This is a genomic window from Marinobacter sp. V34 (assembly GCF_055524115.1).
This window is the reverse complement of record NZ_JBUPZY010000008.1, coordinates 126,452-149,648: the sequence shown is the minus strand read 5'-3', so window position 1 is coordinate 149,648 and position 23,197 is coordinate 126,452. Positions and strand designations below refer to the sequence as shown.

Annotated in this window: 20 protein-coding genes; 11 read left to right on the top strand and 9 right to left on the bottom strand. The window is 59.2% G+C overall.

The genetic code is table 11. The features are described 5' to 3' along the window. Window positions 1-2: 2 nt before the first annotated feature. From dapF to AC0B60_RS14280, 4 genes are all read right to left on the bottom strand, one after another. A complete protein-coding gene (gene dapF / locus AC0B60_RS14295) occupies window positions 3-968 on the bottom strand; it encodes a diaminopimelate epimerase (RefSeq protein ID WP_465086503.1) in 966 nt (321 codons plus the stop codon). A gap of 14 nt (window positions 969-982) precedes the next feature. Next, window positions 983-2,233: a diaminopimelate decarboxylase gene (gene lysA / locus AC0B60_RS14290; RefSeq protein WP_465086502.1), complete on the bottom strand. Its 1,251-nt coding sequence runs from the start codon at window positions 2,231-2,233 to the stop codon at window positions 983-985. A 38-nt stretch (window positions 2,234-2,271) separates the two neighbouring features. Continuing rightward, a complete protein-coding gene (gene lptM, locus AC0B60_RS14285) occupies window positions 2,272-2,451 on the bottom strand; it encodes an LPS translocon maturation chaperone LptM (protein WP_465086501.1) in 180 nt (59 codons plus the stop codon). Between the two features lie 87 nt (window positions 2,452-2,538). After that, a complete protein-coding gene (locus AC0B60_RS14280; protein ID WP_465086500.1) occupies window positions 2,539-5,427 on the bottom strand; it encodes a class I adenylate cyclase in 2,889 nt (962 codons plus the stop codon). A gap of 134 nt (window positions 5,428-5,561) precedes the next feature. Between AC0B60_RS14280 and AC0B60_RS14275 the strand changes: the two genes are divergently transcribed. Beyond that, entirely contained in the window at window positions 5,562-8,006 is a 2,445-nt protein-coding gene (locus tag AC0B60_RS14275; RefSeq protein WP_465086499.1) for an EAL domain-containing protein, read from the top strand. Here the strand turns inward: AC0B60_RS14275 and argH are convergent. Then, window positions 8,003-9,394, bottom strand: coding sequence for an argininosuccinate lyase (gene argH / locus AC0B60_RS14270; RefSeq protein ID WP_465086498.1), 1,392 nt, complete (start codon window positions 9,392-9,394; stop codon window positions 8,003-8,005). The genes AC0B60_RS14275 and argH overlap by 4 nt on opposite strands. A 118-nt stretch (window positions 9,395-9,512) precedes the next feature. Here argH and AC0B60_RS14265 point away from each other — a divergent pair, with 118 nt between their 5' ends. From AC0B60_RS14265 to AC0B60_RS14240, 6 genes are all read left to right on the top strand, one after another. Then, complete coding sequence (locus AC0B60_RS14265) at window positions 9,513-10,607, top strand: sensor histidine kinase (protein ID WP_465086497.1); 1,095 nt, start codon at window positions 9,513-9,515, stop codon at window positions 10,605-10,607. A 6-nt stretch (window positions 10,608-10,613) separates the two neighbouring features. Continuing rightward, a complete protein-coding gene (locus AC0B60_RS14260) occupies window positions 10,614-11,369 on the top strand; it encodes a LytR/AlgR family response regulator transcription factor (protein ID WP_465086496.1) in 756 nt (251 codons plus the stop codon). An 85-nt stretch (window positions 11,370-11,454) separates the two neighbouring features. Continuing rightward, window positions 11,455-12,396, top strand: coding sequence for a hydroxymethylbilane synthase (gene hemC / locus AC0B60_RS14255; RefSeq protein WP_465086495.1), 942 nt, complete (start codon window positions 11,455-11,457; stop codon window positions 12,394-12,396). Continuing rightward, complete coding sequence (locus tag AC0B60_RS14250; protein ID WP_465086494.1) at window positions 12,377-13,189, top strand: uroporphyrinogen-III synthase; 813 nt, start codon at window positions 12,377-12,379, stop codon at window positions 13,187-13,189. Before hemC ends, AC0B60_RS14250 begins: the two co-directional genes overlap by 20 nt. A 2-nt stretch (window positions 13,190-13,191) precedes the next feature. Continuing rightward, entirely contained in the window at window positions 13,192-14,310 is a 1,119-nt protein-coding gene (locus AC0B60_RS14245) for a uroporphyrinogen-III C-methyltransferase (RefSeq protein ID WP_465086493.1), read from the top strand. Next, window positions 14,307-15,545 (top strand): heme biosynthesis HemY N-terminal domain-containing protein, encoded by a 1,239-nt coding sequence (locus tag AC0B60_RS14240; protein ID WP_465086492.1) that lies wholly within the window; start codon window positions 14,307-14,309, stop codon window positions 15,543-15,545. Before AC0B60_RS14245 ends, AC0B60_RS14240 begins: the two co-directional genes overlap by 4 nt. 49 nt (window positions 15,546-15,594) lie before the next feature. Here AC0B60_RS14240 and AC0B60_RS14235 read toward each other — a convergent pair whose 3' ends face one another. From AC0B60_RS14235 to rho, 3 genes are all read right to left on the bottom strand, one after another. Next, window positions 15,595-16,599 (bottom strand): 2Fe-2S iron-sulfur cluster-binding protein, encoded by a 1,005-nt coding sequence (locus tag AC0B60_RS14235; protein ID WP_465086606.1) that lies wholly within the window; start codon window positions 16,597-16,599, stop codon window positions 15,595-15,597. A 1-nt stretch (window position 16,600) separates the two neighbouring features. After that, entirely contained in the window at window positions 16,601-18,088 is a 1,488-nt protein-coding gene (gene ubiD / locus AC0B60_RS14230; protein ID WP_465086491.1) for a 4-hydroxy-3-polyprenylbenzoate decarboxylase, read from the bottom strand. 265 nt (window positions 18,089-18,353) lie between these two features. Further along, a complete protein-coding gene (gene rho / locus AC0B60_RS14225; protein ID WP_465086490.1) occupies window positions 18,354-19,616 on the bottom strand; it encodes a transcription termination factor Rho in 1,263 nt (420 codons plus the stop codon). Between the two features lie 366 nt (window positions 19,617-19,982). Between rho and moaB the strand changes: the two genes are divergently transcribed. Genes moaB through AC0B60_RS14205 form a run of 4 tightly spaced genes read left to right on the top strand, consistent with a single transcriptional unit; the run spans window position 19,983 to window position 22,487 of the window. Further along, window positions 19,983-20,555 carry a molybdenum cofactor biosynthesis protein B gene (gene moaB / locus AC0B60_RS14220; RefSeq protein ID WP_465086489.1) on the top strand — a complete coding sequence of 191 codons (573 nt, stop codon included), beginning with the start codon at window positions 19,983-19,985 and terminating at the stop codon, window positions 20,553-20,555. A gap of 3 nt (window positions 20,556-20,558) precedes the next feature. After that, on the top strand, window positions 20,559-21,773 hold the full coding sequence (locus tag AC0B60_RS14215; RefSeq protein ID WP_465086488.1) for a molybdopterin molybdotransferase MoeA: 1,215 nt from the start codon (window positions 20,559-20,561) through the stop codon (window positions 21,771-21,773). Beyond that, window positions 21,770-22,039 (top strand): molybdopterin converting factor subunit 1, encoded by a 270-nt coding sequence (gene moaD / locus AC0B60_RS14210; RefSeq protein WP_465086487.1) that lies wholly within the window; start codon window positions 21,770-21,772, stop codon window positions 22,037-22,039. Before AC0B60_RS14215 ends, moaD begins: the two co-directional genes overlap by 4 nt. A gap of 1 nt (window position 22,040) precedes the next feature. Further along, a complete protein-coding gene (locus AC0B60_RS14205; protein ID WP_465086486.1) occupies window positions 22,041-22,487 on the top strand; it encodes a molybdenum cofactor biosynthesis protein MoaE in 447 nt (148 codons plus the stop codon). Window positions 22,488-22,701: 214 nt separating this feature from the next. On the opposite strand, the gene trxA is transcribed toward AC0B60_RS14205, so the two are convergent. After that, the gene (trxA, locus tag AC0B60_RS14200) at window positions 22,702-23,028 is read right to left on the bottom strand and encodes a thioredoxin TrxA (protein ID WP_007153552.1); all 327 of its coding nucleotides are present in this window, start codon (window positions 23,026-23,028) and stop codon (window positions 22,702-22,704) included. Window positions 23,029-23,197 lie beyond the last annotated feature (169 nt).

Here is a 23,197-nt window from a genome sequence, read left to right as displayed (position 1 = left end):
GGTCAGGGCCTTGATGTGGCCGGCTGGCGATGGCGATTGTTCTGTCGGTTGATACCGGATTTTGCATCGCTGTGCCGTGTGCTCTTACGTCGTCTCGGAGGCTGGTCTGCCGGTAGGCGAAGCTGACCCTCGAAAACGCTGGCCGTCGGGCCTTCCATCATAACAGGGGCCCCCTCACCCTGCCATTCGATGACCAGACGCCCACCTTTCAGTTCAACGTCCACCCGGTTGTCCAGCAGCCCTCGCAGGCAGCCAGCAACCACCGCTGCACAGGCACCACTGCCGCAGGCCATGGTTTCGCCGGAACCACGCTCGAATACCCTCAGGCGAACGCGGGTACGGTCAATGATCTGAAGGAACCCGATGTTGGCACGCGCCGGAAACCGCGGATGGCTCTCAAGCCTGGGGCCAAATTCGCCTACCGGCGCGGTATCCACGTCATCCACCAATAGCACCCCATGGGGATTGCCCATGGAGACGGCACTGAGCTCCACGGTATCACCGCCGAGTTCCACTGTGTACACGTCCTTGCGGCGGTCAGCGGCGAACGGAATGGCCGGGGGATTGAGTTCCGGCACCCCCATATCGACAGTGACCATGCCTGCACGTCCGACTCTCAATTCGATAACGCCCTTGGCGGTCTGAACCCGGATCACCTTCTTGTTGGTCAGACGCTGATCACGGACAAAGCGCGCAAAACAGCGGGCACCGTTGCCACATTGCTCGACTTCCGAGCCGTCGCTGTTGAATATCCGGTAGCGGAAGTCCACATCGGGCAACCCCGGAGGTTCAACCACCAGCAACTGATCAAAGCCAATACCGAAATTCCGGTCGGCCAGTTCGCGAATCATCTCCGGGCGCAGGCGAAAGGGCTGGCTGATGGCGTCCACCACCATGAAGTCGTTCCCAAGACCGTGCATCTTGGTGAAGTTAAGCATTGGGCCCTGATTGCGCCGGGACTGACTCATCTCCGCCTCTCCACTCATTCCGGCAAACAGCTTTCTGGGCCAAGCTGTTCATCCAGGGTTTCCCGCCGACGCACCACGTGCACCTGCTCGCCATCCACCATCAGCTCCGGTGGGCGGTTACGTGTGTTGTAGTTGGAACTCATGACAAAACCATAGGCCCCAGCGGAGCGAACCGCCAGCAAGTCGCCCGCCTGGAGTCTCAGCTTGCGATCCTTGCCAAGGAAATCACCCGTCTCACACACCGGCCCAACCAGATCCCACTCTTTCTCGTCTCCTTCGTTGCGGGGCGTTACCGGGATAATGGATTGCCACGCGCTGTAGAGCGCGGGACGAATCAGGTCGTTCATTGCCGCATCTATGATGGCGAAGTTGCGATGCTCGGTGCACTTGAGAAATTCCACCCGCGTCAGCAGGATGCCGGCGTTGGCGGCAATGGACCGCCCCGGTTCCATGATCAGTTCCAGCGACCGGTCGCCCAGGCGTTCCGCCAGTGCGGTCACGTAATCCGACGGTTGCGGCGGCTGTTCCTGGTCGTAGGTGACCCCAAGGCCACCGCCCATGTCCAGGTGTCGGATATTAATATTCTTTTGCGCCAGGGTGTCGATCAGCTCCAACACACGGTCCAGTGCATCGAGGAAAGGCGACACCGACGTCAGCTGCGAGCCGATATGACAATCCACACCCTGTATGTCCAGGTTCGGCATGGCGGCAACACGCTCATAGACAGCCGGGGCTTCGGCAATGTCGATACCGAACTTATTCTCTTTCAGCCCTGTGGAAATGTAGGGATGGGTGCCTGCGTCCACGTCTGGGTTCACACGCAGGGAAACCGGTGCCCTTACACCGAGTTCGCCTGCCACTTCGTCCAGGCGATCCAGTTCGGTGTCGGATTCCACATTGAAACAGCGAACACCGGCCTCGAGGGCGCAGCGCATTTCCCAGCGCTGCTTGCCAACCCCGGAAAAGACAGTCTTCGCAGGGTCTCCGCCGGCACGGATCACCCGCTCCAGCTCTCCGGCAGACACGATATCAAAACCGGCGCCGAGCCTTGCCAACACGTTCAGTACGGCGATATTGCTGTTGGCCTTGACGGCGTAGCACACCAGGTGCGGCCGACCGGCAAGCGCCTCATCATAGGCGCGGTAATGGCGCTCGAGGGTGGCGCGGGAATAGACATAGGCTGGCGTACCAAAACGCCGGGCAATGTCCTCAACCGCCACGTTCTCAGCGAACAACTCACCGCTGCGGTAATTAAAGTGATCCATGGATGTCCTGAGCCTGTTTTCGGGGCAGCCCGCCGAACCTAGTGGTCTTCAGCCTGTTTGCTGCTGTCGTGTTCGTCGGATTTCTGACTGGGCGTGGTCTGCTCGGCGGCAGCATCGTCACTGGCTGGCGCCTGACGATACAATGGCCCCTTCTGGCCACACCCAACCAGAAACGCGACCATTAACAGCAGGAACATGAGTCTCTGTCCTGGTTTCATCGGTAGCGGCCCCCGTTGTCTGTATGCACGCAGTATACCTGAGTGAGACCGTGCCCGGCGAGATGCCACCGCTCACGATTCCGGATACTACAGATGCCGGTTCAGCAAAGCTTCCAGCTCGGTGCGGTAGTAGAGATACTGGATGGTCTGGATATGCTGCTGGTATACCTGTGGATCCAGGTCATGGGGTAGGTGAACATCCGTCAGGTAGACCGGGTAGTGCTCGTCACTTTGACGGAGCGAACGAATATAGTGGGCCACCGCCGGTATCAGCTGGTCTCCATACTCCTGAATGGTAAACTCCTGGTCGCCGCAGAAAATATCGAAACGCACCTGGGAGTCGCCCTCCTGAATACCGATCGCCTGCACATCCAGCCCAGGCAGGCGCATGTTGCTATCGGCGTCCGGCCGCCTTTCCGCACGCCATTGACCGTCGCGAAGTACCATCTCATAGCACTGGACACCTGCAACACCGGTCACGGAATCCAGTTGTCGCAACTGCCGTCGCTCAATCAGGTTCTCCAGGAATCGCAGCAAGGGCACCAGCAGGAAGCGACGATTGGTGTAACCCTGCTGCCAGCAGAACACCGCCCCCAATTCATCCACGACCCATACCTTCGCAGTCTCTCCCGTGACCCGGTAAAACACCTGGATATTATCCGGTTCGCTGGCATGACATACGGTGCGTAATGGCAGGTCATCCAGCAATGCGTATTGGTCAAACACCACCGGCACGTAGGATTCCTGCGGTTTGGACAGGTGCGCCATCAGCGCTTCGTTGCTGTCCAGGGCCACGAATCCGGGCTCGGTGCCACTGAATTGAAGCAGAAAGAATCGCCGGTCCATCTCGATGACGTAACGCAGGGGGTGAGGGCCGACACCGCCGGCGAAGAAATAACGCATCACATCCATGAACAGCTCGCGTACGCGGCGGGCTATGGCGGCTCCGTGGCCTGTACTGTGGCTATGAACCATGATGTCCGGCAACCGGTCAGGGGCGTTAGCCACCGAGGCCAGCACGTTTTTGAGGCACTGCACCAGCGTGTCTCCGGCAGCATAGTGCTGCAAACTCACCTCGTGCCAGCTATTGAAGGTGACCTGGTCAATGGTGTTCACCAGGTTCTCCCGTCCGCCGCTGAAGCCCAGTGAATCGTGACGGGCGCTCAGCTTGTGCAATCCCCGCTCGGTCAGATAGGCCTGCGGGTCGACCCCCACATTGACAAACAGCAGGTTGCGCAGCGGGTGCACGCCCCGGGAAAGCGCCTCCCGGCCGGCCGGCTCCACCGGGAATGGCAGAAACGCACCGAGTGCATCCAGCATTTCCCGCAACTCTGCCACCGAGGCGATACTGCTGCCAGCCCGAACATTCAACCGTGTGGCCCGGGTCAGCAAGCCGTTGTAATAGCCCCAGACCAACAGCTCAGTAAGGTTGCCCGAACGGCGGATGACCGGCTGCCAGAGTGCATCTGACGGATCCTCAAGATCACGGTATAGCAACCAGCCATCGTGACCAGCCGAACCACCCTGTTCCGACTGGTGATGGAACGCAAGATTCTCTTCCGCCAAGGAGGGGGCGAGCCCGGGGTTGATCTGTTCGACCTTCCCGGCCTTACGCTGGAAGGCGGCATACAGCTTGCGCCCCAGCAGGTTCATGTCATTGCTGCTGATGGCCGCACGGGTGCCATGATCCCGCGCCAGGCGAGACAGCAGTCGATAGCTGTGGGTCAACTCGGCCACCACGACCCGACGAAGAGTGACCACGTCCTCTGCACGCCAGCGGATCCGGTTGTCCAGGTTTTTCAACTCAGCAGCCGACCAACCCCAGGAGTCCACCAGGGCCTGCAATAGCTTGGCTCTCCAGCCTGAGAGGGTCTGTTCCGAACGGGTAAGTGGCAGGCCCGCCTTGAGATAAAGACTTTGACGCACCAAGGCCAGACGCTGGGGTGCATCTTCTTCAAGCAGCCACTGCTCCAGCCGTTCGTACAGCAGCATGTAGGGGTCGAGCCGATCAGGGTTGGTTTCACCGGAATACACCGCCGCCTTGAAGACCCGAGACAACAGTGGCTTCTCGTTACTTTCGGTACTTTCGCTACTGTCGTTACTCTCATTACTTCGGGCATAGCATTCGATCAGCAGCAGCTTGAGGATCGACTTCCAGGGCATGTCGATGCCTTTGTACAACTGCCAGACTCCAGCTCCCAGAAATTCTTCCTGCGGTATCGAGGACACGGGGCCGAAATCAATGTATTCATCGCCCCGGATAAAACGGCAGTCAATCAGCTGCCGGGCGCACTCGTCATAGCGCCGCTCATCCTCCACGGGAACCAGCCACCACAATGGATAACGGCCGCCCAGGTGAATGCCCGTTCGGTAGAATTCGTCCAGCAGCAGATAGTGCTGCGAACTGCCGCAGTTTTCCCCGGTCACTTCCGCTCGCTGCCTTCCGGCACGCCAGTCGGCGGCGGAAAACACAAACACATGAAGCTCAACCCCCAGGCTCTCGGCCCAAATGGACAGACTCTGAGCCTTACGTTCCAGGCATTGCACGCCCCGCTCCGAGAGATCCGGACGATGACACAGCCAGATGTCCAGATCACTGGCCACCGAATGACCCAGGGTCCCGGGACTGCCCATCAGGAACAAGGCTTCCAGGTCTGGCTTTCTGCGCCCCTCGTCCTTGAGTGAAAAGGTTCTTGCCAGTCGCCGGGCAGCGTTCAGCGTGGACTCAGGGGGGCGATAGTGGCTCAGCCCATAGGGACAGTCGCTGTCGAGATAACCGGGCAGAGCCGGGTGATTAAGATGGAACACCAGTGGCAACACGTCCAAGACCGCCTGTTGCCGATAGGTCAGCGCCGAGTGGGCACGATCCCAGCGCTCCCGGTTGACAGCCATGAACCGGTCCCGCAGCCGGCGCAGCGTTTTTCGGTCTATACCCTCATCAAAGTCCAGGGCAATAGGAGCGGTTTGGATGGTCAAGGCGACTCCGCGGGAGAGGTTCTTTCCGATACCATTATCAGTATGATGACCGAATCGTGGCAAAATCGGCAAAAAAATAAAAGCGGGGGAACATTAGCACGCTCCCGCTACAACCTGGCTGAGGCTTTTCCGTCGTGAAAGAATTCTTTATCCGTCGAGACCGTTCCGACGCCCCCCAGGGCGCCGAACGTCGAACCTTGATCCGCATCAACGACGACGGCGTGATCCTGTTCGCTGATCATCACGCCGAGGCAGTGCTGGGCTACGACGCCAGCGAACTGGAGGGTCGCAAGGTTCAGTGCATCCTGGCCGCACGCCAGGACGATCCCTTTGCACCGGCCCATCGCCACCGCATTGAAAATGGCGAGTCGATACTGATCACCTTCCGCCACAAGGAAGGCTTTTTCTTCACGGCGGGCCTTAGTCTGCGCATGGACATTCGCGATTCCGACCAGGCAGCCAGTGCATTTATAAGCCAGCGAGACCATTCCCCCATCGACCACCGCCTGATTCGGCTGACTGAAACTTCGGCTGGCGTTGGCATCTGGGAGCTGGACCTCCACAGCAATGAGCTGATCTGGACGGACGGCATGTATCACCTGCTGGAATTGAGACCCGGTAGCGAAATCACACCCGAACAGGCACTTTTCTACTGCCAGTCCAGCCAGGGTAAGATACGCGCCCTGTTCCGTCGCTGCATCCGCACCGGGCAGTCCTTTTCCCTGACTCTGGATCTGATAACCGCGCGACAGAACGTTCGCCGCGTGACGTTGACCGGTCGCGCCCTGAAAGCCGGCGAACGGATACAGCGACTGGGGGGAACTCTGGTCGACCACACGCCTGAGCGCAATCACACCCTCGCCCGCCAGCAAGCTGAGCAGATGCTGGGCGCCACCATCAACGCCACCAACGACCTGGTGGTCGCGGTTGATCGCCAGCTCAACCTGCTGCATTTCAACCGCGCCTTCAGTCGGCAGTTCGAGCTCACCTTCGGCCTTCGGCCGGAATCCGGGAGCAACCTGAACGACGTATTGCAGAGCTTCCCCAACGAACGTCGGCTTATCGAGCGGCTCTGGCACCGCGCCTTCGAGCGCGACAGCTTCGTGGTGGAAATGCCCATGGCGCAGCAGCATCGGGAGCTGCCGCTTTACGAGATTCACTATCAACGCCTGACCAACGACCAGGGCGATGTGATTGGCGCCGTTCACGTGGCCCGGGACATAAGCGACCGCCTGCAGAATTCCTCCAGCAGCGAATACCGCGTCCAGCATGACCCGGTCACCGGCCTGATGAACCGAAAAGCCTTCCTGGGCCGTCTGCAGCGAACGCTGGAGCAAAAGCCCCGGCGGGAAAGCAGTGACAGCCTGCTCTATCTCGACCTGGATGGGTTTGACCACTTCAATGACATCGCCGGCAGCGGCACCTGCGACCGTTACCTGCGTGAGCTGGCCGGCAATCTCGGGGTCAAGATCCGACAGCGGGATGCACTGGCACGACTGGCCGGCGACACCTTCGCCCTGTTGATCGAAAACTGTCCCGAAGCGCGCGCCCGCAAGATTGCCGACAGCATTCTCGAGCTGATCGGCGGTTTCGTGTTCCACTGGCAGGACAAACAATTGCAGACAACGGCCAGTGGCGGCCTGCTGTTTCTGGACGACGACGCACCCACCGATTCCGAACAACTGCTGACCCAGGCGGCTGACCTGTGCCACACCGCAAAAACCTCCGGCCGCAACCGGATCCATGCCGCCCGGGCCATGTCTCTGTCGCTGGACGAGGGCACCACCAATGCGGTGCTGGAACAGATCCAGCAGGCACTCGACAGCGGCCACCTCAAACTTGAATACCAATCACTACGCCCCGTCGCCAGTGTTACCTGGGGCGACCACATAGAAATACTGACCCGAATTCCCGGCGAGACGCCCGACAGCCCTCCGCTGACCCCGGACGCTTTCCTGCCCGTTGCCGAACGCTTTGATCTCGCCAAACGCCTGGATCGCCAGGTGATCCGTCAGACCCTGGCCTGGCTCGAACAGCACCGTCTGCTGGAGCCGCGCCTCAAGTACTGCGGTTTCAACCTGTCCCTTGCCAGCGTACTGGATGACTCGTTTGCGGACTTCATGGAAGCCGCACTGAAAGGATCACCCTTTGCCCCGGAATGCTTCTGCCTGGAGATAAGGGAAGCCCACGCCACTCAGTATCCGGACGATGTCGCGGTACTCTGCGACAGCCTGCACCGCATTGGCTGCCGGGTAGCGCTGGATGGCGCGGGAGCGTCGGTGGAAAGTTATGGCCTGGCGGCAAAGCTGCCGGTGGACATCATCAAGCTCGACCACAAGATCATGCAGCACCTGAACGACGATCCGGTGCAGCAGGTAATGGTAGAGGCGCTTCATAAAATAGCGGAAGCCTCGGGCAAGGTAACGGTCGCCACCTTCATTGAGAACGACGACACCCTCCGAAAGGTACGAACCCTCGGTATTCACTACGGCCAGGGCTTCCGCCTCTACCGGCCACGCCCACTTGAGGAGCTGAAACCGGTGGAGGTTGCCCTGACTACGGGGAAGATCGGAGGCTAGCTAGAGTGCCTTGCGCGCGCTACTGCAGCGCGCACCTGCTTCGGCGCGGTGCCGCCAAGGTGATCACGCGCCTGCACGGAACCTTCCAGCGTCAGCACATCGAACACGTCTTCGCCGATGACGTCGGAGAAGCGGGTGAGCTCTTCCGTGGTCATCTCGGAGAGGTCACGCCCTTCTGCCACGCCAAAAGCGACGGCCTTGCCCACAATCTCGTGGGCATCACGGAAAGCCACACCTTTCTTGACCAGATAGTCCGCCAGATCAGTTGCAGTGGAGAAACCCCGCTTGGCCGCCACACGCATGTTGTCGGCCCGTGCTTCAATGGCCGGGATCATATCCGCGTAGGCCTTGAGGCAGCCTTTCACAGTGTCCACGGTATCGAACAACGGTTCCTTGTCCTCCTGATTGTCCTTGTTATAGGCCAGTGGCTGGCTTTTCATCAGGGTCAACAGACTGATCAGGTGACCATTCACTCGGCCGGTCTTGCCACGCACCAACTCCGGCACGTCCGGGTTTTTCTTTTGCGGCATGATGGAGGAGCCTGTGCAGAAGCGGTCCGGCAGGTCGATGAAATCAAACTGGGCTGAGGTCCACAGTACCAGTTCCTCACTGAAGCGCGACAGGTGGGTCATCAACAGGGCGGCAAAACTGCAGAATTCGATGGCAAAGTCCCGATCACTCACGGAATCCAGGGAATTCTCACTGGGCCGGTCAAAGCCCAGCAGCTTTGCGGTGATGCCACGATCAATCGGGTAGGTTGTACCCGCAAGCGCCGCGGCACCCAGGGGCATCACGTTCACCCGCTTGCGGCAGTCCTGCAGGCGCTCGGCATCCCGCACCAGCATTTCGTACCAGGCCAACAGGTGATGGCCAAAGGTGACCGGCTGAGCGGTCTGCAGGTGCGTAAATCCTGGCATGATGGTCTCAGCCTCGCGCTCGGCCAGATCCAGCAGGCCGGCTTGCAGGCGCCGAAGTTCTTCGGAGATCACATCAATTTCATCACGCAGGTAGAGGCGGATATCGGTGGCCACCTGATCGTTACGGCTGCGGCCAGTGTGCAGCTTCTTGCCGGTGATGCCGATACGGTCCGTCAGGCGAGCCTCAATGTTCATGTGCACATCTTCCAGGCTAACCGACCATTCGAAGGTGCCGGCTTCGATGTCCGCCTTGACGGCTTTCAGGCCTTCAATAATAGTGTCACGCTCTTCCGCAGTCAGCACACCCACTTCCGCCAGCATGGTGGCATGGGCAATGGAACCGGTAATATCGTGATGGTATAGGCGCTGATCAAAGCCTACGGATGCTGTGAAACGCTCCACAAAGGCATCGGTGGGTTCGGTGAAACGACCGCCCCAGGGTTTCTCGGCGCTCTTGTTCTGATCCGTCATGGTCTATCTTTCCTGCTGACAGCCCGGCATCATTCTGCGGGAATGGGTAAATGGAATATCGCGGGATTATAGCATTCTGCAGCACCCAGTTGCCCTCCCCTATTCAGGAACAGGTTCAATGGCCGCAAGATACACCAGGGAACGCCCAGCCCCGGCAGCCGCAGAAAGCGACGCCGATTTTTATGTGCCGGACCTTTGCCGGGTCAGAGCGGTTTTCCTGCTGGTAGTCACCAGTGAACTGCTGGTGCTGGTGCTGTCCATCGTTCAGGCCGAAAGCCACTGGATTGACTGGAATTACTTCGGCCTGCTGTCCCTGTTCGTGCAATGGACAGTGCTGACCAGCGCCGCCCTGATTTGCCTCATGCGGCGCTGGCTCTCACGGCTGACGGTTACGCGTGCCACGGTGGTGATAGTCACCATCGTGATGCTGGACGTGCTGGCCTTCAGCCTCTTCGCCGACAGCGTACTGCACCCACAACCCGGCCTGGAAGCCTGGCAGAGCGTTGCCAAGAAACTGCTGCTGGCACTGTTGATCACACTGATGGTATTGCGTTACTTCTACCTACAGTTCCAGTGGCAACAACAACGGGAATCAGAAATGCAGGCCCGACTGACAGCGCTGCAGGCACGCATCCATCCACACTTCCTGTTCAACAGCATGAACACCATTGCCAGCCTGATCGTCGTCAACCCGGAACGGGCCGAAGACGCCGTGCTGGATTTGTCCGAACTGTTCCGTGCCAGCCTGCGTACCGGCGACCGCCTGATTCCCCTGAGCGCGGAACTGGATCTGTGCAAGCGTTACCTGGCCATTGAAAAGCTGCGCCTGGAAGACCGGCTGACACTGGAATGGCGTATCGAGGACGGACTGGATCAACAGGCCATCCCGCCCCTGACCCTCCAGCCGCTGGTCGAGAACGCCATTTATCACGGCATTCAGCCCCGTCCGAACGGAGGCACCGTAAAGGTTGAGGTCTACCGCAAGGGACCCTCAGTCTACCTGATGGTGCAGAACCCGCGCCCGGACTCTGACCAGGGTAGCCACGAAGGCAACCGAATGGCGCTGGCCAACATTCAGTCCCGCCTGCACGCCCTGTTCGGTGAGCCCGCCGTGCTGAAACACAGCCACCAGAATGATATCTATACTGTCACTCTCCGGCTGCCGTGGCAGAAAGCGAGTGGCAACGGAAAACCGGCAACAGGGAGCAAGTAGGCAAGCATGGGCGACAACAATCACCGCAGCGTACTGATTGCCGACGACGAACCTCTGGCCAGGGAGCGGATGCGCCGACTGGTGGAGGCGTTGCCTGGCTATAATGTCTGTGACGAGGCTGGCGACGGCGAGGAAGCACTGGCGAAAACCGCGCGCCTGGCGCCGGACATCCTGCTGCTCGATATCCGCATGCCGGGCACCGATGGCATGGAAGCCGCTCGACGGATGACTGCGCTCGAGGCCCCTCCGGCCATTATCTTTTGCACCGCTTATGATCATTACGCCATCCAGGCGTTCGACGTACACGCGGTGGCATACCTGCTCAAACCGGTGCGCCGGGAAGCGTTGGCCGACGCTTTAAACCGGGCAGGACGTATCAACCGGGTGCAATTGCAGGCATTGACTGAAAAGCAATCCGGCACCGACGAACAACTAGCCATCCGCACCCACCGCGGTACCGAACTGATCGATATTCAGGGAATCCTGTACTGCGAAGCTGATCAGAAATACGTCACCATCCATCATCTTCGCGGCGAGACCGTCACCGACTACACCCTGAAAGAACTGGAAAGCACCTACTCGCAATATCTGCTTCGGGTTCACCGGCACACACTGGTGGGCGTGCGCTATATCCGAGCGCTGCTGAGGCAACGGGATGGCCAGAATCTGGTTGATCTGACAGGCCAACACGGACAATTGCCCGTGAGCCGGAGACACGCCGCCGCTGTGAGGCAATGGCTGAAGGAACATAGCCCCGGGTAGTCTGGACGCACAACATTCGGCTCCACAATTCGCCTCACAAAGAGTACCCTTGGCGTTCCATTTTTCAGATCCGGCAACGAACACCATGTCAAAACGAACCCTTCGCATTGCAACCCGCAGCAGCGCACTGGCGTTGTGGCAGGCGGAATTCATCAAGTCAGAACTGGAACGGCGACATGACGATCTAGACGTCGAACTGGTCAAGATCAAAACCCAGGGTGACAAGATCCTGGATGTGCCGCTGGCCAAAATTGGTGGCAAAGCCCTGTTCGTGAAAGAGCTGGAAGAGGCCATGCTGGATGGCCGTGCCGACCTGGCCGTGCACTCCATGAAAGACGTGCCCATGGAATTTCCCGAAGGGCTGGGGCTGGTGGCCATCTGTGAGCGGGAAGACCCCACCGACGCGTTCATCAGCAATGACTATGAGAACGTGGACGCACTGCCCCACGGCGCCGTTGTCGGCACCGCCAGCCTGCGCCGGGAAGCCCAGTTGCGCGCCTACCGGCCCGACCTGGAAATCCGCACCTTGCGTGGCAACGTCAATACCCGCCTGGCAAAACTGGACGCCGGCGATTATCAGGCCATCGTCCTGGCCAGCTCCGGGCTCAAACGCCTGGGCTTCCATGACCGTATCCGCTACTGTCTGCCAGACAGCATATCCCTGCCTGCCGTGGGCCAGGGCGCGCTTGGCATCGAATGCCGCCTCGACGATGCGGAACTGATCGCTATGCTGGAGCCCCTGGACCATCGCGACAGCTCGGACCGAGTGAAGGCGGAACGGGCCCTGAACCGTCGCCTTCAGGGCGGCTGCCAGGTACCCATCGCGGCCTACGCGTTACTGGAAGACGATGACATGCTCTGGCTTCGGGGACTCGTGGGCGCCGTCGACGGTACCCAGGTGTTCCGCGTTGAAGGGCGCGCGCCCCGCAGCGAAGGCGAACGTCTTGGGCGCGAACTGGCGGAAGATTTACTCGCACTGGGCGCAGACAAGGTGCTGGCTGACATCTATGGCCACACCCCAACCTGATTCGCTACCCCTTAAGGGCCGGCGGATACTCATCTGCCGGCCACAACCGGAAGCCGACCGGCTGGCCTCGCGCTTTTGCGATGCCGGCGCCGATGCGCGGGTCATGCCGCTCATTGCAAGAGAACCTCTCCCGGAAGCCCCCACAACCCGCACACTGATCCTCAACCTGGACGAGTTCACCCACGTTATTGCCGTCAGTCCCTATGCCGCCGCCCTGCTGCTGGACTGGCTGGACGAGTGGTGGCCCCAGACACCCTCCGGCATCCACTGGTACGGCGTCGGGGCAGGAACCGCCACGGTGATGAGCAACTACGGTCTGGAAACACGGCGACCGGAATCCGGCCACACCAGTGAAGATTTGCTACAGTTGCCGGAGCTGGCCACACCAGACCACGAAAAGGTTCTGGTGGTGCGCGGACAGGAAGGCCGGGAACTGATCCCGCAAACCCTGGAACAAAGAGGTGCGCGAGTCACCGTGCTGCCCCTTTATCGTCGCTTCTGTCCCGACTATGATAAAGCAACGTTGAACGCGATGTTGAACGACTTTTCCCCCGAGGCCATCGTCACACTGTCGGGAGAAACATTGAACAATCTCATCGCACTCAGTGACAATACCGGCCATAATCTTGAAAACACTTTGCTGGTTGTCCCCGTTGAGCGGATTGCCGAACAAGCACGTCTGGCCGGCCTTCGGCGAACGTGTCTACCAGGAAGCCTTACCGATAGCTCGATTGTGGCTGCAGTTGCAGGACAACTTGCCAGCCTGGACGGAGGCTCCGGAAACACCAAGTAAGGATGCCCGTGACAGAATCAAACGCACAACTGCCCGCCCCGATCGAAAAGCATCAGCAAACACGGCAAAAACTGTGGCCCCTCTGGATCATTACCCTGTTGGCACTTGCCCTGGCAGTCGCCCTGGCTCTTTGGGGCTGGCAGCAATGGAACAACTACCAGGCACTGCAGCAGTCCATCACCAGCCTGGAAAGTGACACCGAGCAACTGGACCGGATGTACGGCCAGACCGGCAGCGAGCAGAGCCGTCGGCTGCAAGCACTGGAAGACAAGCTGTCTGAACAGCGTGAACTGATCGCCACCCAGCAACGACAGATCGACCACAACGCCCGCGAACTGCTGGAGGCCGGTAACCGCACCCGTACCGACTGGCTGCTGGCGGAGGCGGAATATCTGCTGAGGGTGGCCAACCAGAGGCTCATGATCGAAAAGGACATTCGCGGAGCCTTGGCGGCACTGGAATCCGGTGATGAAGTTCTGGCGGAATCAGACGATATCGGCGTTTACCCGGTTCGCCAGCAACTGGCCAAGGAAATCCTGGCGCTCAAGGGCATTGTCGATGTCGACCGCACCGGCCTCTACCTGAAACTGGAAGCAGCCATCGACAGCATCCACCAACTGACAGACAGTGCACTGATTCATGATCGCGCCCCAGGGTTTGTCAGTGGCGGCGAGAACCCGGAAGCCGATGCGTCCGGGCAGGGACTGGTTGCCGAGGGATGGCACAAGGTCAAGCAAACCCTGTCTCAGGTGGTTGTGGTTCGCAGGCTCGATGAGCCGGTCAAACCCCTGCTGTCTCCGGAGCAAAGCGCCTATGCACGGCTCAATCTGCAGTTGATGCTGGAAGAAGCCGAGTTGGCCGTACTTCGCGGCCACCAGGAGTTGTACTCACGCTCCCTGACCAAAGCCAGCAATGCCATCAATAACTGGTATGACAGCAGTAACTCCCGCATCATCGCGCTCTCCCAGACTCTGGAAGAACTCTCCCAAAGAAACGTTGATCCGGAACTGCCAGACATCAGCCGCTCACTGAAATTGCTCAAGTCACGACTGGCCGGTCGGCTGAACAACGGAGATGCTGAAGAGAGTGACAGCAATGATCAACAGGGAGATGCGTCATGATCCGCATTCTGCTGATCATTCTGATCGCCCTGCTACTGGGCACCGGGCTTGCCCTGGGGTTGCAGTACGATCTTGGCTACATCCGCATCAGTCTGGGCAACTACCTGATTGAAACCAACTTCTGGATTGGTCTGGCGTTGCTGGTGCTGCTGGTGGTGGCCTCCGTGCTGGCCATCAATCTGTTCCGGCGCCTGCGTCATGGCACCGGCATGGTCGCCGGCTGGCTGGCCCGCAGCAACGAACGCCGGGCCCGGCGCCGTACCACTCAGGGCCTGCTAGCCCTGGCGGAGGGTAACTGGCCCCGTGCCCGCAAACTGCTCATTTCCTCAGCAGATCATGCGGACACGCCACTGATCAATTATCTGGCAGCGGCCCAGGCCTCGTTTGAATCCGGCGATCACGAGGCCGTTGACGAACTGCTGCGCAAAGCGTTTGAAAGCACACCGGGTTCCGACATGGCCGTGGGCATCACCCAGGCCCAGTTACAGCTGGCTGGCAACCGATTGGAGCAGGCCCTGGCGACGCTGGTGCGGCTGCGCAAGCAGGCGCCTCATCATCCGTTTGTACTTAAGTTACTGAAAAACACCTATGTTCGCCTGGAAGACTGGCGCGAGCTTTCCCGCCTGTTGCCGGAAATCCGCAAGCGTAACCTGATGGAGAGTGAAGAACAGGGCGACCTGGAACGCCTGGTTTGGCTCAACTTGCTGCAGCGTGCTGCTGAGGAATGCCGCCGCCACTCGGGCGAGCCTTCCGCTTCCCTTGAGCCGCTCACCAAACTGTGGGATGAATTGCCAGGATTTCTCCGCCGCGACGAGCACACCATTCGCGAGTATGCCCGGCTGCTTGCCGACCTGGGCGACGAAGCCCAGGCTGAAACCCTGCTGAGGAAAGTCCTGCGCAATCACTGGGGTGATGAATTGGTCAATCTGTATGGCCGCGTAAAAGGCCTGAAGCCGGATGAGCAGTTGCTGGTAGCCGAGCAATGGCTGAAAGACCGGCCCAATAATGCGGAACTGCTGTTGGCGCTTGGCCGCCTAAGCCTGCGAAATGAGCTTTGGGGCAAAGCGCGGGAGTACTTCGAAACCAGCCTTCGGCTACGCCGCAGCCGTGAAACCATGGCTGAACTGAGCCGCCTGAATGCCCATATGGGTGAGGGTGAGAACAGCGTGAAACTGTTAATGCAGGGATTGGTTAACGATAGTGGGTTGCCGGATTTGCCGATGCCTAAGGCCTAATTGGCGGGCCTTGTAGCCTTCTAAATTGGGACTGGCCCCGGGTGGGGCCTCACCCCCTGGGGGCGTATTCCAACACATCAGAGAAGAACGCCGCCTGCGGTAACCCGGCCTCTATCAAGGCATCCATCAGCGTATACACCATTGTCGGCGAGCCGCTGGCGTGGACTTCCACGTTGTTCCAGTCCATCCCCGATGCCAGCACCGTACGGACCAGCTGGTCGTGGTGGCCACTCCACTCGTTGTCTTCGTCATCTCCTACCACGGGCAGGAACGTAAACGGCGGCCAGGATTCCTGCCACTGCTCGGCCAGGGATCGCAGGTACATGTCCTCGTGGCGGCGAACGCCCCAGTAGAACTTCACGGGTTTGTCGTAAGACGTTTTTCGCAGGTAGTCCACCAAGCTCTTCATTTGCGCAAAGCCGGTTCCGGCGGCGACCAACAACAACGGTTTGTCCGGCGCGGACGCCAGACATGCGCGGCCGTGAGGCAGCTCAACGGTCACCTCTCCGCCAGAGGTCAGTGCGTCAATCACCTTCTGAGCAGACACCCACTCCGGTGTCGCCTGGATGTGCAGTTCGATCAAATCGTCAGACGGACTGCTGGCGATGGAGAAGTAACAGGGATCAGCATCTGGCAGGTTCACGGACAGGTACTGGCCAGCGTGAAACGACAGTTCCCGGCGACGGGGCAGTTGCAGCTCCACACGGTATACATCGTGGCTGATGGAACGCACGTCCACCACCTTTGCCTGGAACTTGCGAGGCTGGTTGTCTCCGGCTGCCATAACGGCGTCTATCTCCAGTTCAAGGTCACTGAGCGCTAGGGTGCGACACATCATTAGTCGCCCGGTGACCGGAATTATGTGTTGATTGCGGGTGTTCAGGGCCTCACCACGGACCAGGCGAGCCTCACAGAGCTCGCACACGCCATTGCGACAGGCCGCGGGAACCGCAATACCCGCCCTGCCGGCTGCCGTAAGCAGCGTCTCGTCGGCGGCTGCGACAAAGGACAACGCCGCCGGTGCGAGTTGAATACAACATTCACGGCTGGCCATATCAATCGGGGCGATCGGATGAAACTTCAATCCCCAGGCTATCCCATATGTCATCAACACGCTTTTTGACGTCGTCGGACATGGTAATGGGTGTGCCCCACTCCCGATCGGTTTCACCCGGCCATTTGCTGGTAGCATCCATCCCCATTTTCGAGCCCAGACCGGACACCGGTGAAGCGAAGTCCAGGTAGTCGATGGGGGTACTCTCAACCAACGTGGTATCCCTGGATGGGTCCATGCGGGTCGTCATGGCCCAAATCACGTCTTTCCAGTCCCGGGCGTTCACGTCATCGTCGGTGACAATCACAAACTTGGTGTACATGAACTGCCGCAGGAATGACCATACTCCCATCATCACCCGTTTGGCATGGCCGGGGTACTGTTTCTTCATGGTCACCACTGCAAGACGGTAGGAGCACCCCTCAGGAGGCAGGTAAAAATCCACAATCTCGGGGAACTGCTTCTGCAGAATGGGGATGAACACTTCATTAAGCGCTACGCCAAGGATCGCTGGTTCATCGGGCGGGCGGCCGGTGTAGGTGCTGTGATAAACAGGGTCTTTGCGGTGGGTCATCCGCTCGACAGTAAACACCGGGAACTCATCCACTTCATTGTAATACCCCGTGTGATCCCCGAACGGTCCTTCCGGCGCCATATCATCCGGATAGATAAAACCTTCCAGCACAATCTCGGCACTGGCCGGCACCTGCAGGTCGCTCAGGCCACACTGCACCAACTCGGTTCGACCACCCCGAAGCAGGCCAGCAAAAGCGTATTCCGATAACGAATCCGGCACCGGCGTCACCGCACCCAGGATGGTCGCCGGGTCTGCCCCAAGGGCGACGGCCACAGGATAGGGCTTACCCGGATTGGCCTTCTGGAATTCCAGGAAATCCAGCGCACCTCCGCGATGGCTGAGCCAGCGCATAATCAGCCGGTTACGGCCAATCACCTGTTGCCGGTAAATGCCCAGATTCTGGCGCTCCTTGTTCGGACCACGGGTTATCACCAGCGGCCAGGTCACCAACGGCCCGGCATCACCCGGCCAGCAATGCTGGACCGGTATCTGGTACAGATCCACCTGGTCTTTTTCGATCACCACGTCCTGGCAGGGCGCGGAGCGAAGCACCTTGGGGCTCATGCGCATCACCTGCCGGAACAGCGGCAGTTTCTCGATGGCGTCTTTGAAGCCCTTGGGAGGATCAGGTTCTTTCAGGAAGGCGAGCAGCTTGCCGATGTCCCGCAGCGCGGTCACGTCGTCCTGCCCCATGCCCATAGCAACGCGCTTCGGCGTGCCAAACAGATTGGCCAGCACGGGCATGTCGTAGCCTTTAGGGTTTTCGAACAACAACGCGGGGCCACCTGCTCGCAGGGTGCGGTCGCAGATCTCGGTCATTTCCAGGTGGGGATCGACTTCCACTGAAATACGCTTCAGCTCTCCCAGCTTTTCAAGCTGGCCTATGAAGTCTCTCAGGTCGTTGTATTTCATCGGCTACTCCGGTTGATTCCGGCATTGTACGCGAATTCTTCGGTTTTGGTTCGGCCTGGGTATTGGCTTGGATTCCTGCGTGGGTGCGGGAACTGGATGGGGGATCAGTGCGCGTACCAACTCTGGACGGCGGAGTCGGGGTGAGCTGCCCCGGACCGTGCATTGCCAGGGATGGCAATGCCGAGCCCCCAGGGATGGGTTCACGGCGTGTCCGGGGCAGCTCACCCCGGCTCCGCCTGCCCCCAAACCTGAGGCGCAGCAGGACTTAACGACGCTTCATTGACTGGAAGAATTCGTCGTTGGTCTTGGTTTCACGCAGCTTGTCCAGCAGGAACTCAATGGCACCGGTGTCGTCGTCCATGGAGTGCAGCAGCTTGCGGAGAATCCAGATACGCTGGATATCCGCCTCACTCATCAGCAGATCTTCACGGCGGGTGCCGGAGCTGCGGATATTGAGAGCCGGATAAGTGCGCCTCTCGGCGATCTTGCGATCCAGGTGAATCTCCATGTTACCGGTGCCCTTGAACTCCTCGTAGATGACTTCATCCATCTTGGAGCCCGTGTTGACCAGCGCGGTGGCAAGAATGGTCAGGCTGCCGCCCTCTTCCACGTTACGGGCCGCGCCAAAGAACCGCTTGGGCTTCTCAAGGGCGTGGGCGTCAACACCACCAGTCAGCACCTTACCGGAGGACGGAATCACCGTGTTGTAGGCACGAGCCAGACGGGTGATGGAATCCAGCAGAATCACCACATCTTTCTTGTGCTCAACCAGGCGCTTGGCCTTTTCGATAACCATCTCGGCCACCTGCACGTGACGGGCCGGGGGCTCATCGAAGGTGGAGGCAATCACTTCACCACGCACGGTGCGCTGCATCTCGGTCACTTCTTCCGGACGCTCATCAATCAGCAGCACCATCACATGGCACTCTGGATTGTTACGGGTGATGGACTGGGCGATGCTCTGCATAAGCAACGTTTTACCAGCTTTGGGCGGAGACACGATCAGGCCACGCTGGCCCTTGCCGATGGGCGCGACCAGATCCAGAACCCGGGAAGACAGATCCTCGGTGCTACCATTACCGGCTTCGAGCATCAGGCGCTCGTCGGGGAATAGCGGCGTGAGGTTCTCGAACAGGATCTTGTTTCGGGCGTTGTCCGGCTTGTCGAAGTTAATCTCATTAACTTTCAACAGGGCAAAGTAACGCTCGCCGTCTTTCGGCGGGCGGATCTTGCCGGCAACGGTGTCACCCGTCCTCAGGTTGAAACGGCGAATCTGGCTTGGCGACACGTAGATGTCGTCAGGACCGGCAAGGTATGAAGCATCGGCGGAACGGAGGAAACCGAAACCGTCCTGCAGAATTTCCAGTACGCCATCACCGTAGATGTCTTCGCCGCTTTTCGCATGCCTCTTCAGGATCGTGAAGATGACATCCTGCTTGCGCGAGCGAGCCAGGTTATCGAGGCCCATCTCTTGCGCAATATCGAGCAATTCGGGCATGGAGTTCTGCTTGAGTTCAGTAAGATTCATAGGTTGTTAGATAGTCAGGAATGGAAGTAAACGAATATTGGAATGAAAGGGATGCCCCTAAACGGATTGATCGGATATACGTTGAACTTGGTGCTGGCCAGATGGAGCAACCGGTGTAGATGGAGTCCGGAAAGGTACTGAAGCCAGAGACAGGAAGAACAACCGTTCGCCGGGCAACAGCGATCATCAGTCACCTTGCGTACCAATGTCAAGTAATGTCGCGCATTTTTGAACCAAATTCTCCTTGCGGGCACTTCTGTGGCATCTGCGAATACTCAACACCCCTCTGATAGCTTACTCCCCTTCCATTCATCATTCCCAATAGAGATACTATTAGACAGACCTTAAAGACTTCGGAGAACACCCATGAGCAGCGACACCACCGTCGAACTGAAACCCCTGAGCGTCGCCCTGCTGACAGTGTCTGACAGCCGTGGCGAAGCGGAAGACTCATCGGGGCAGTTTCTGGAGAACAGCATACTCGAAGCGGGCCACCGACTGGTCGCCCGACGCATCCTCCCTGATGATGTCTATCTCATACGGGCGCTGATGTCAGGCTGGATTGCCGACCCGGAGATCAACGTGGCAATCATCACCGGCGGCACCGGCTTCCATGAGCGCGACAGCACACCGGAAGCGGTCACCCCACTGCTGGACAAAGCCATCGACGGCTTCGGAGAGGAGTTCCGTCGGCTTTCCGCCAGCGAGATTGGCTCTTCCACTATTCAGTCCCGAGCTTTTGGAGGGTTAGCCAATCACACGGTGATTTTCTGCCTGCCCGGCTCCACAAGTGCCTGTCGCACGGGCTGGAATGGCATTCTGGTCAGCCAATTGGACAGCCGTCACGCCCCCTGCAATTTCTCAGATCTGGCCCTCGGCAAGCCGGACAAGCCTCTCAACCGGATCAACCAGGTTATTGGCGAGCGCGCGGAGCGATAACCCATGGCAAGCTCTGATCTGACTCCCGTTGAAGAAGCCATTGATCATCTGGTTGCCCGGGCGCGTCCAATCACGCACTCGCAAACCGTGGCACTGACAAATTGTCTGGACCGGGTTCTGGCCCGGGATTACACGGTTCCGGCGGATGTACCGCCAGCGGATAACAGTGCCGTCGACGGTTACGCCGTGCGTGCCGGAGATCTTGCCGGCGGGGGACCACTGCCGGTGTCTGGACGCACAGCTGCCGGTGAAAAGCGCCTGACCCTTGAGCCCGGAACAGCCGTACGTCTTTTCACAGGCTCGGAAATCCCCTCTGGCGCAGACGCAGTCATCATGCAGGAACGGGTCAGCGTGTGCGGGGACAGTATCACCGTCAATGGGCCTGTCAGCGAAGGCCAGAATATCCGTCGCCGTGGCCAGGATCTGGCTCAGGGCGAGCTGGCACTGGCGGCGGGCACCAAGATCCGCCCCCAGGAAATGGGCCTGCTGGGTTCCATTGGTGTGGCAGACGTTGCCGTGTACGCAAAACTGAAAGTCGCCATTCTCACGACCGGTGACGAGCTGGTGGACCCCGGACAACCCCTGGGGCCCGGACAGATCTATAATAGCAATCGCTACACCATGCTGGGGCTGCTGGCGAAAGCAGGCTGCGAGGTGGTGCTTTGCGAGACCTTGAAGGACGCCCGGGAAGCGACCCGCAGCACTCTTGAGCGGGCCGCAGCCGAGGCCGACCTGATCATCACCAGCGGCGGCGTGTCGGTGGGCGAAGAGGACCACGTTCGGGCGGTGCTGGAGGAGTCAGGCGACCTGTCCCTATGGCGACTGGCCAGCAAACCGGGCAAACCAATGGCTTTCGGTACGATTGGCGGCACTCCGGTTCTGGGCCTGCCCGGTAATCCGGTGGCAGTACTGGTCAGCTTTATGGTGATGGGCATTCCGTTTATTCGCGCCTGCCAGGGCCGGACGGGCGTTACGGGCCGAGGTGAATGGATCCCGGCCGGATTTTCAACGGAGAAGCCGTCGATTCGTCGGCAGTACGTCCGCGCTCGTAAGAGCATTGGCGATGACGGACTGACGATCACGGCCTATCCCAACCAGAGCTCCGGTGTGCTTAGCTCTGCGTGCTGGGCTGAGGGATTGGCTGTGGTGCCTGAAAACACGACCATTACCCTCGGCGACCCTGTTATCTACTACTCGTTTGCGGAGCTGCTGGAATGACCATGGCTACGGATAATTCTATTACTGTGAAGTTCTTTGCCCGTCTGAGGGAGGAACTGGATACCACCACGTTGACCGTTGAGGCCCAACCCGGGCTGACAGCCGGGCAACTGCTGCACAGCCTTGCCTCTAAAGGGGGGCACTGGGCCCAACTGGACGGCGCGCAACCGGTGATGATTGCGGTTAATCAGGTGATGACCAAGCCTGACAGGGCGTTGCAACCTGGCGATGAAGTGGCCTTTTTCCCGCCCGTGACAGGAGGTTGATGTGATTCGCGTTCAGCAACAGGATTTTGACTCTGCTGAAGAGTATCGCGCCCTTCGGAACAGTGGTTCCGGCACCGGGGCCATCGCGACGTTTACCGGACTGGTTCGGGACAGTGGTGACCTGAGCGGCGTGACAGGGCTGTTTCTGGAACACTATCCGGGGATGACTGAGCAGGTTATCGAGGGGCTGGTTCATGAAGCCTCACAACGCTGGGATGTGCGGGACGCGCGGATTATTCACCGGGTGGGATCGCTGTCATTGGCTGATCAGATTGTGTTTGTGGGGGTATGCAGTGCCCACCGCGGGGATGCGTTTGCGGCCTGTGAGTTCATCATGGATGCGCTGAAGACGTCGGCGCCGTTCTGGAAGAAGGAGATTACGGGCGACACGGAGCACTGGGTTGAGCAGAAGGCTGCCGATTTGGATCGCAGCCAAAGCTGGGAGTAGTCCTCAAAGTTCTTTCAACCAGACGGCAAGCAATGCCATGCCTTCTTCCGAAAAACGCTTTGAATACGTCCGTGTACGCTTGGGCTCCGCCATCCTTGGCTCCGCACATTTTCGGAAGAAGGCATGGCATCACTCGCCTGATATATTGCTTGCCTGGTAATAAAAAACCGCCCGTGAACCTTGGCTCAGGGGCGGTTTTGGCCGGTGGCAGCAATCAGAGGTTGCTGTCGAGGAACGCAGCCAGTTGTGACTTGGACAGTGCGCCCACTTTGGTGGCGTCCACGTTGCCGTTTTTGAACAGCATCAGGGTGGGGATGCCGCGGATGTTGAATTTGGGCGGGGTCTGCTCGTTTTCGTCGATGTTCAGTTTGCAGACTTTCAGCTTGCCTTCGTACTCTTCAGCCATTTCTTCCAGAACCGGCGCGATCATCTTGCATGGGCCGCACCATTCTGCCCAGTAGTCGACCAGTACCGGTACGTCTGACTGCAGTACATCCTGCTCAAAAGAGGCGTCTGTAACGTTTACAATATTTCCGCTCATTTCAGTTTCCCGATTCGTGCACCCACCAGCGGCTCTGGCCGCCTGAATGATGCTGTTGACTGTTCTGACAGCTGCCGCAAAAGGCTTGGGGCAACCGATTTCCTAAATTATTGTAAGCCTTACTTTACGCGATTGGTCAGGCGTATGTGAAGCGCTTCGTTCCACCCCG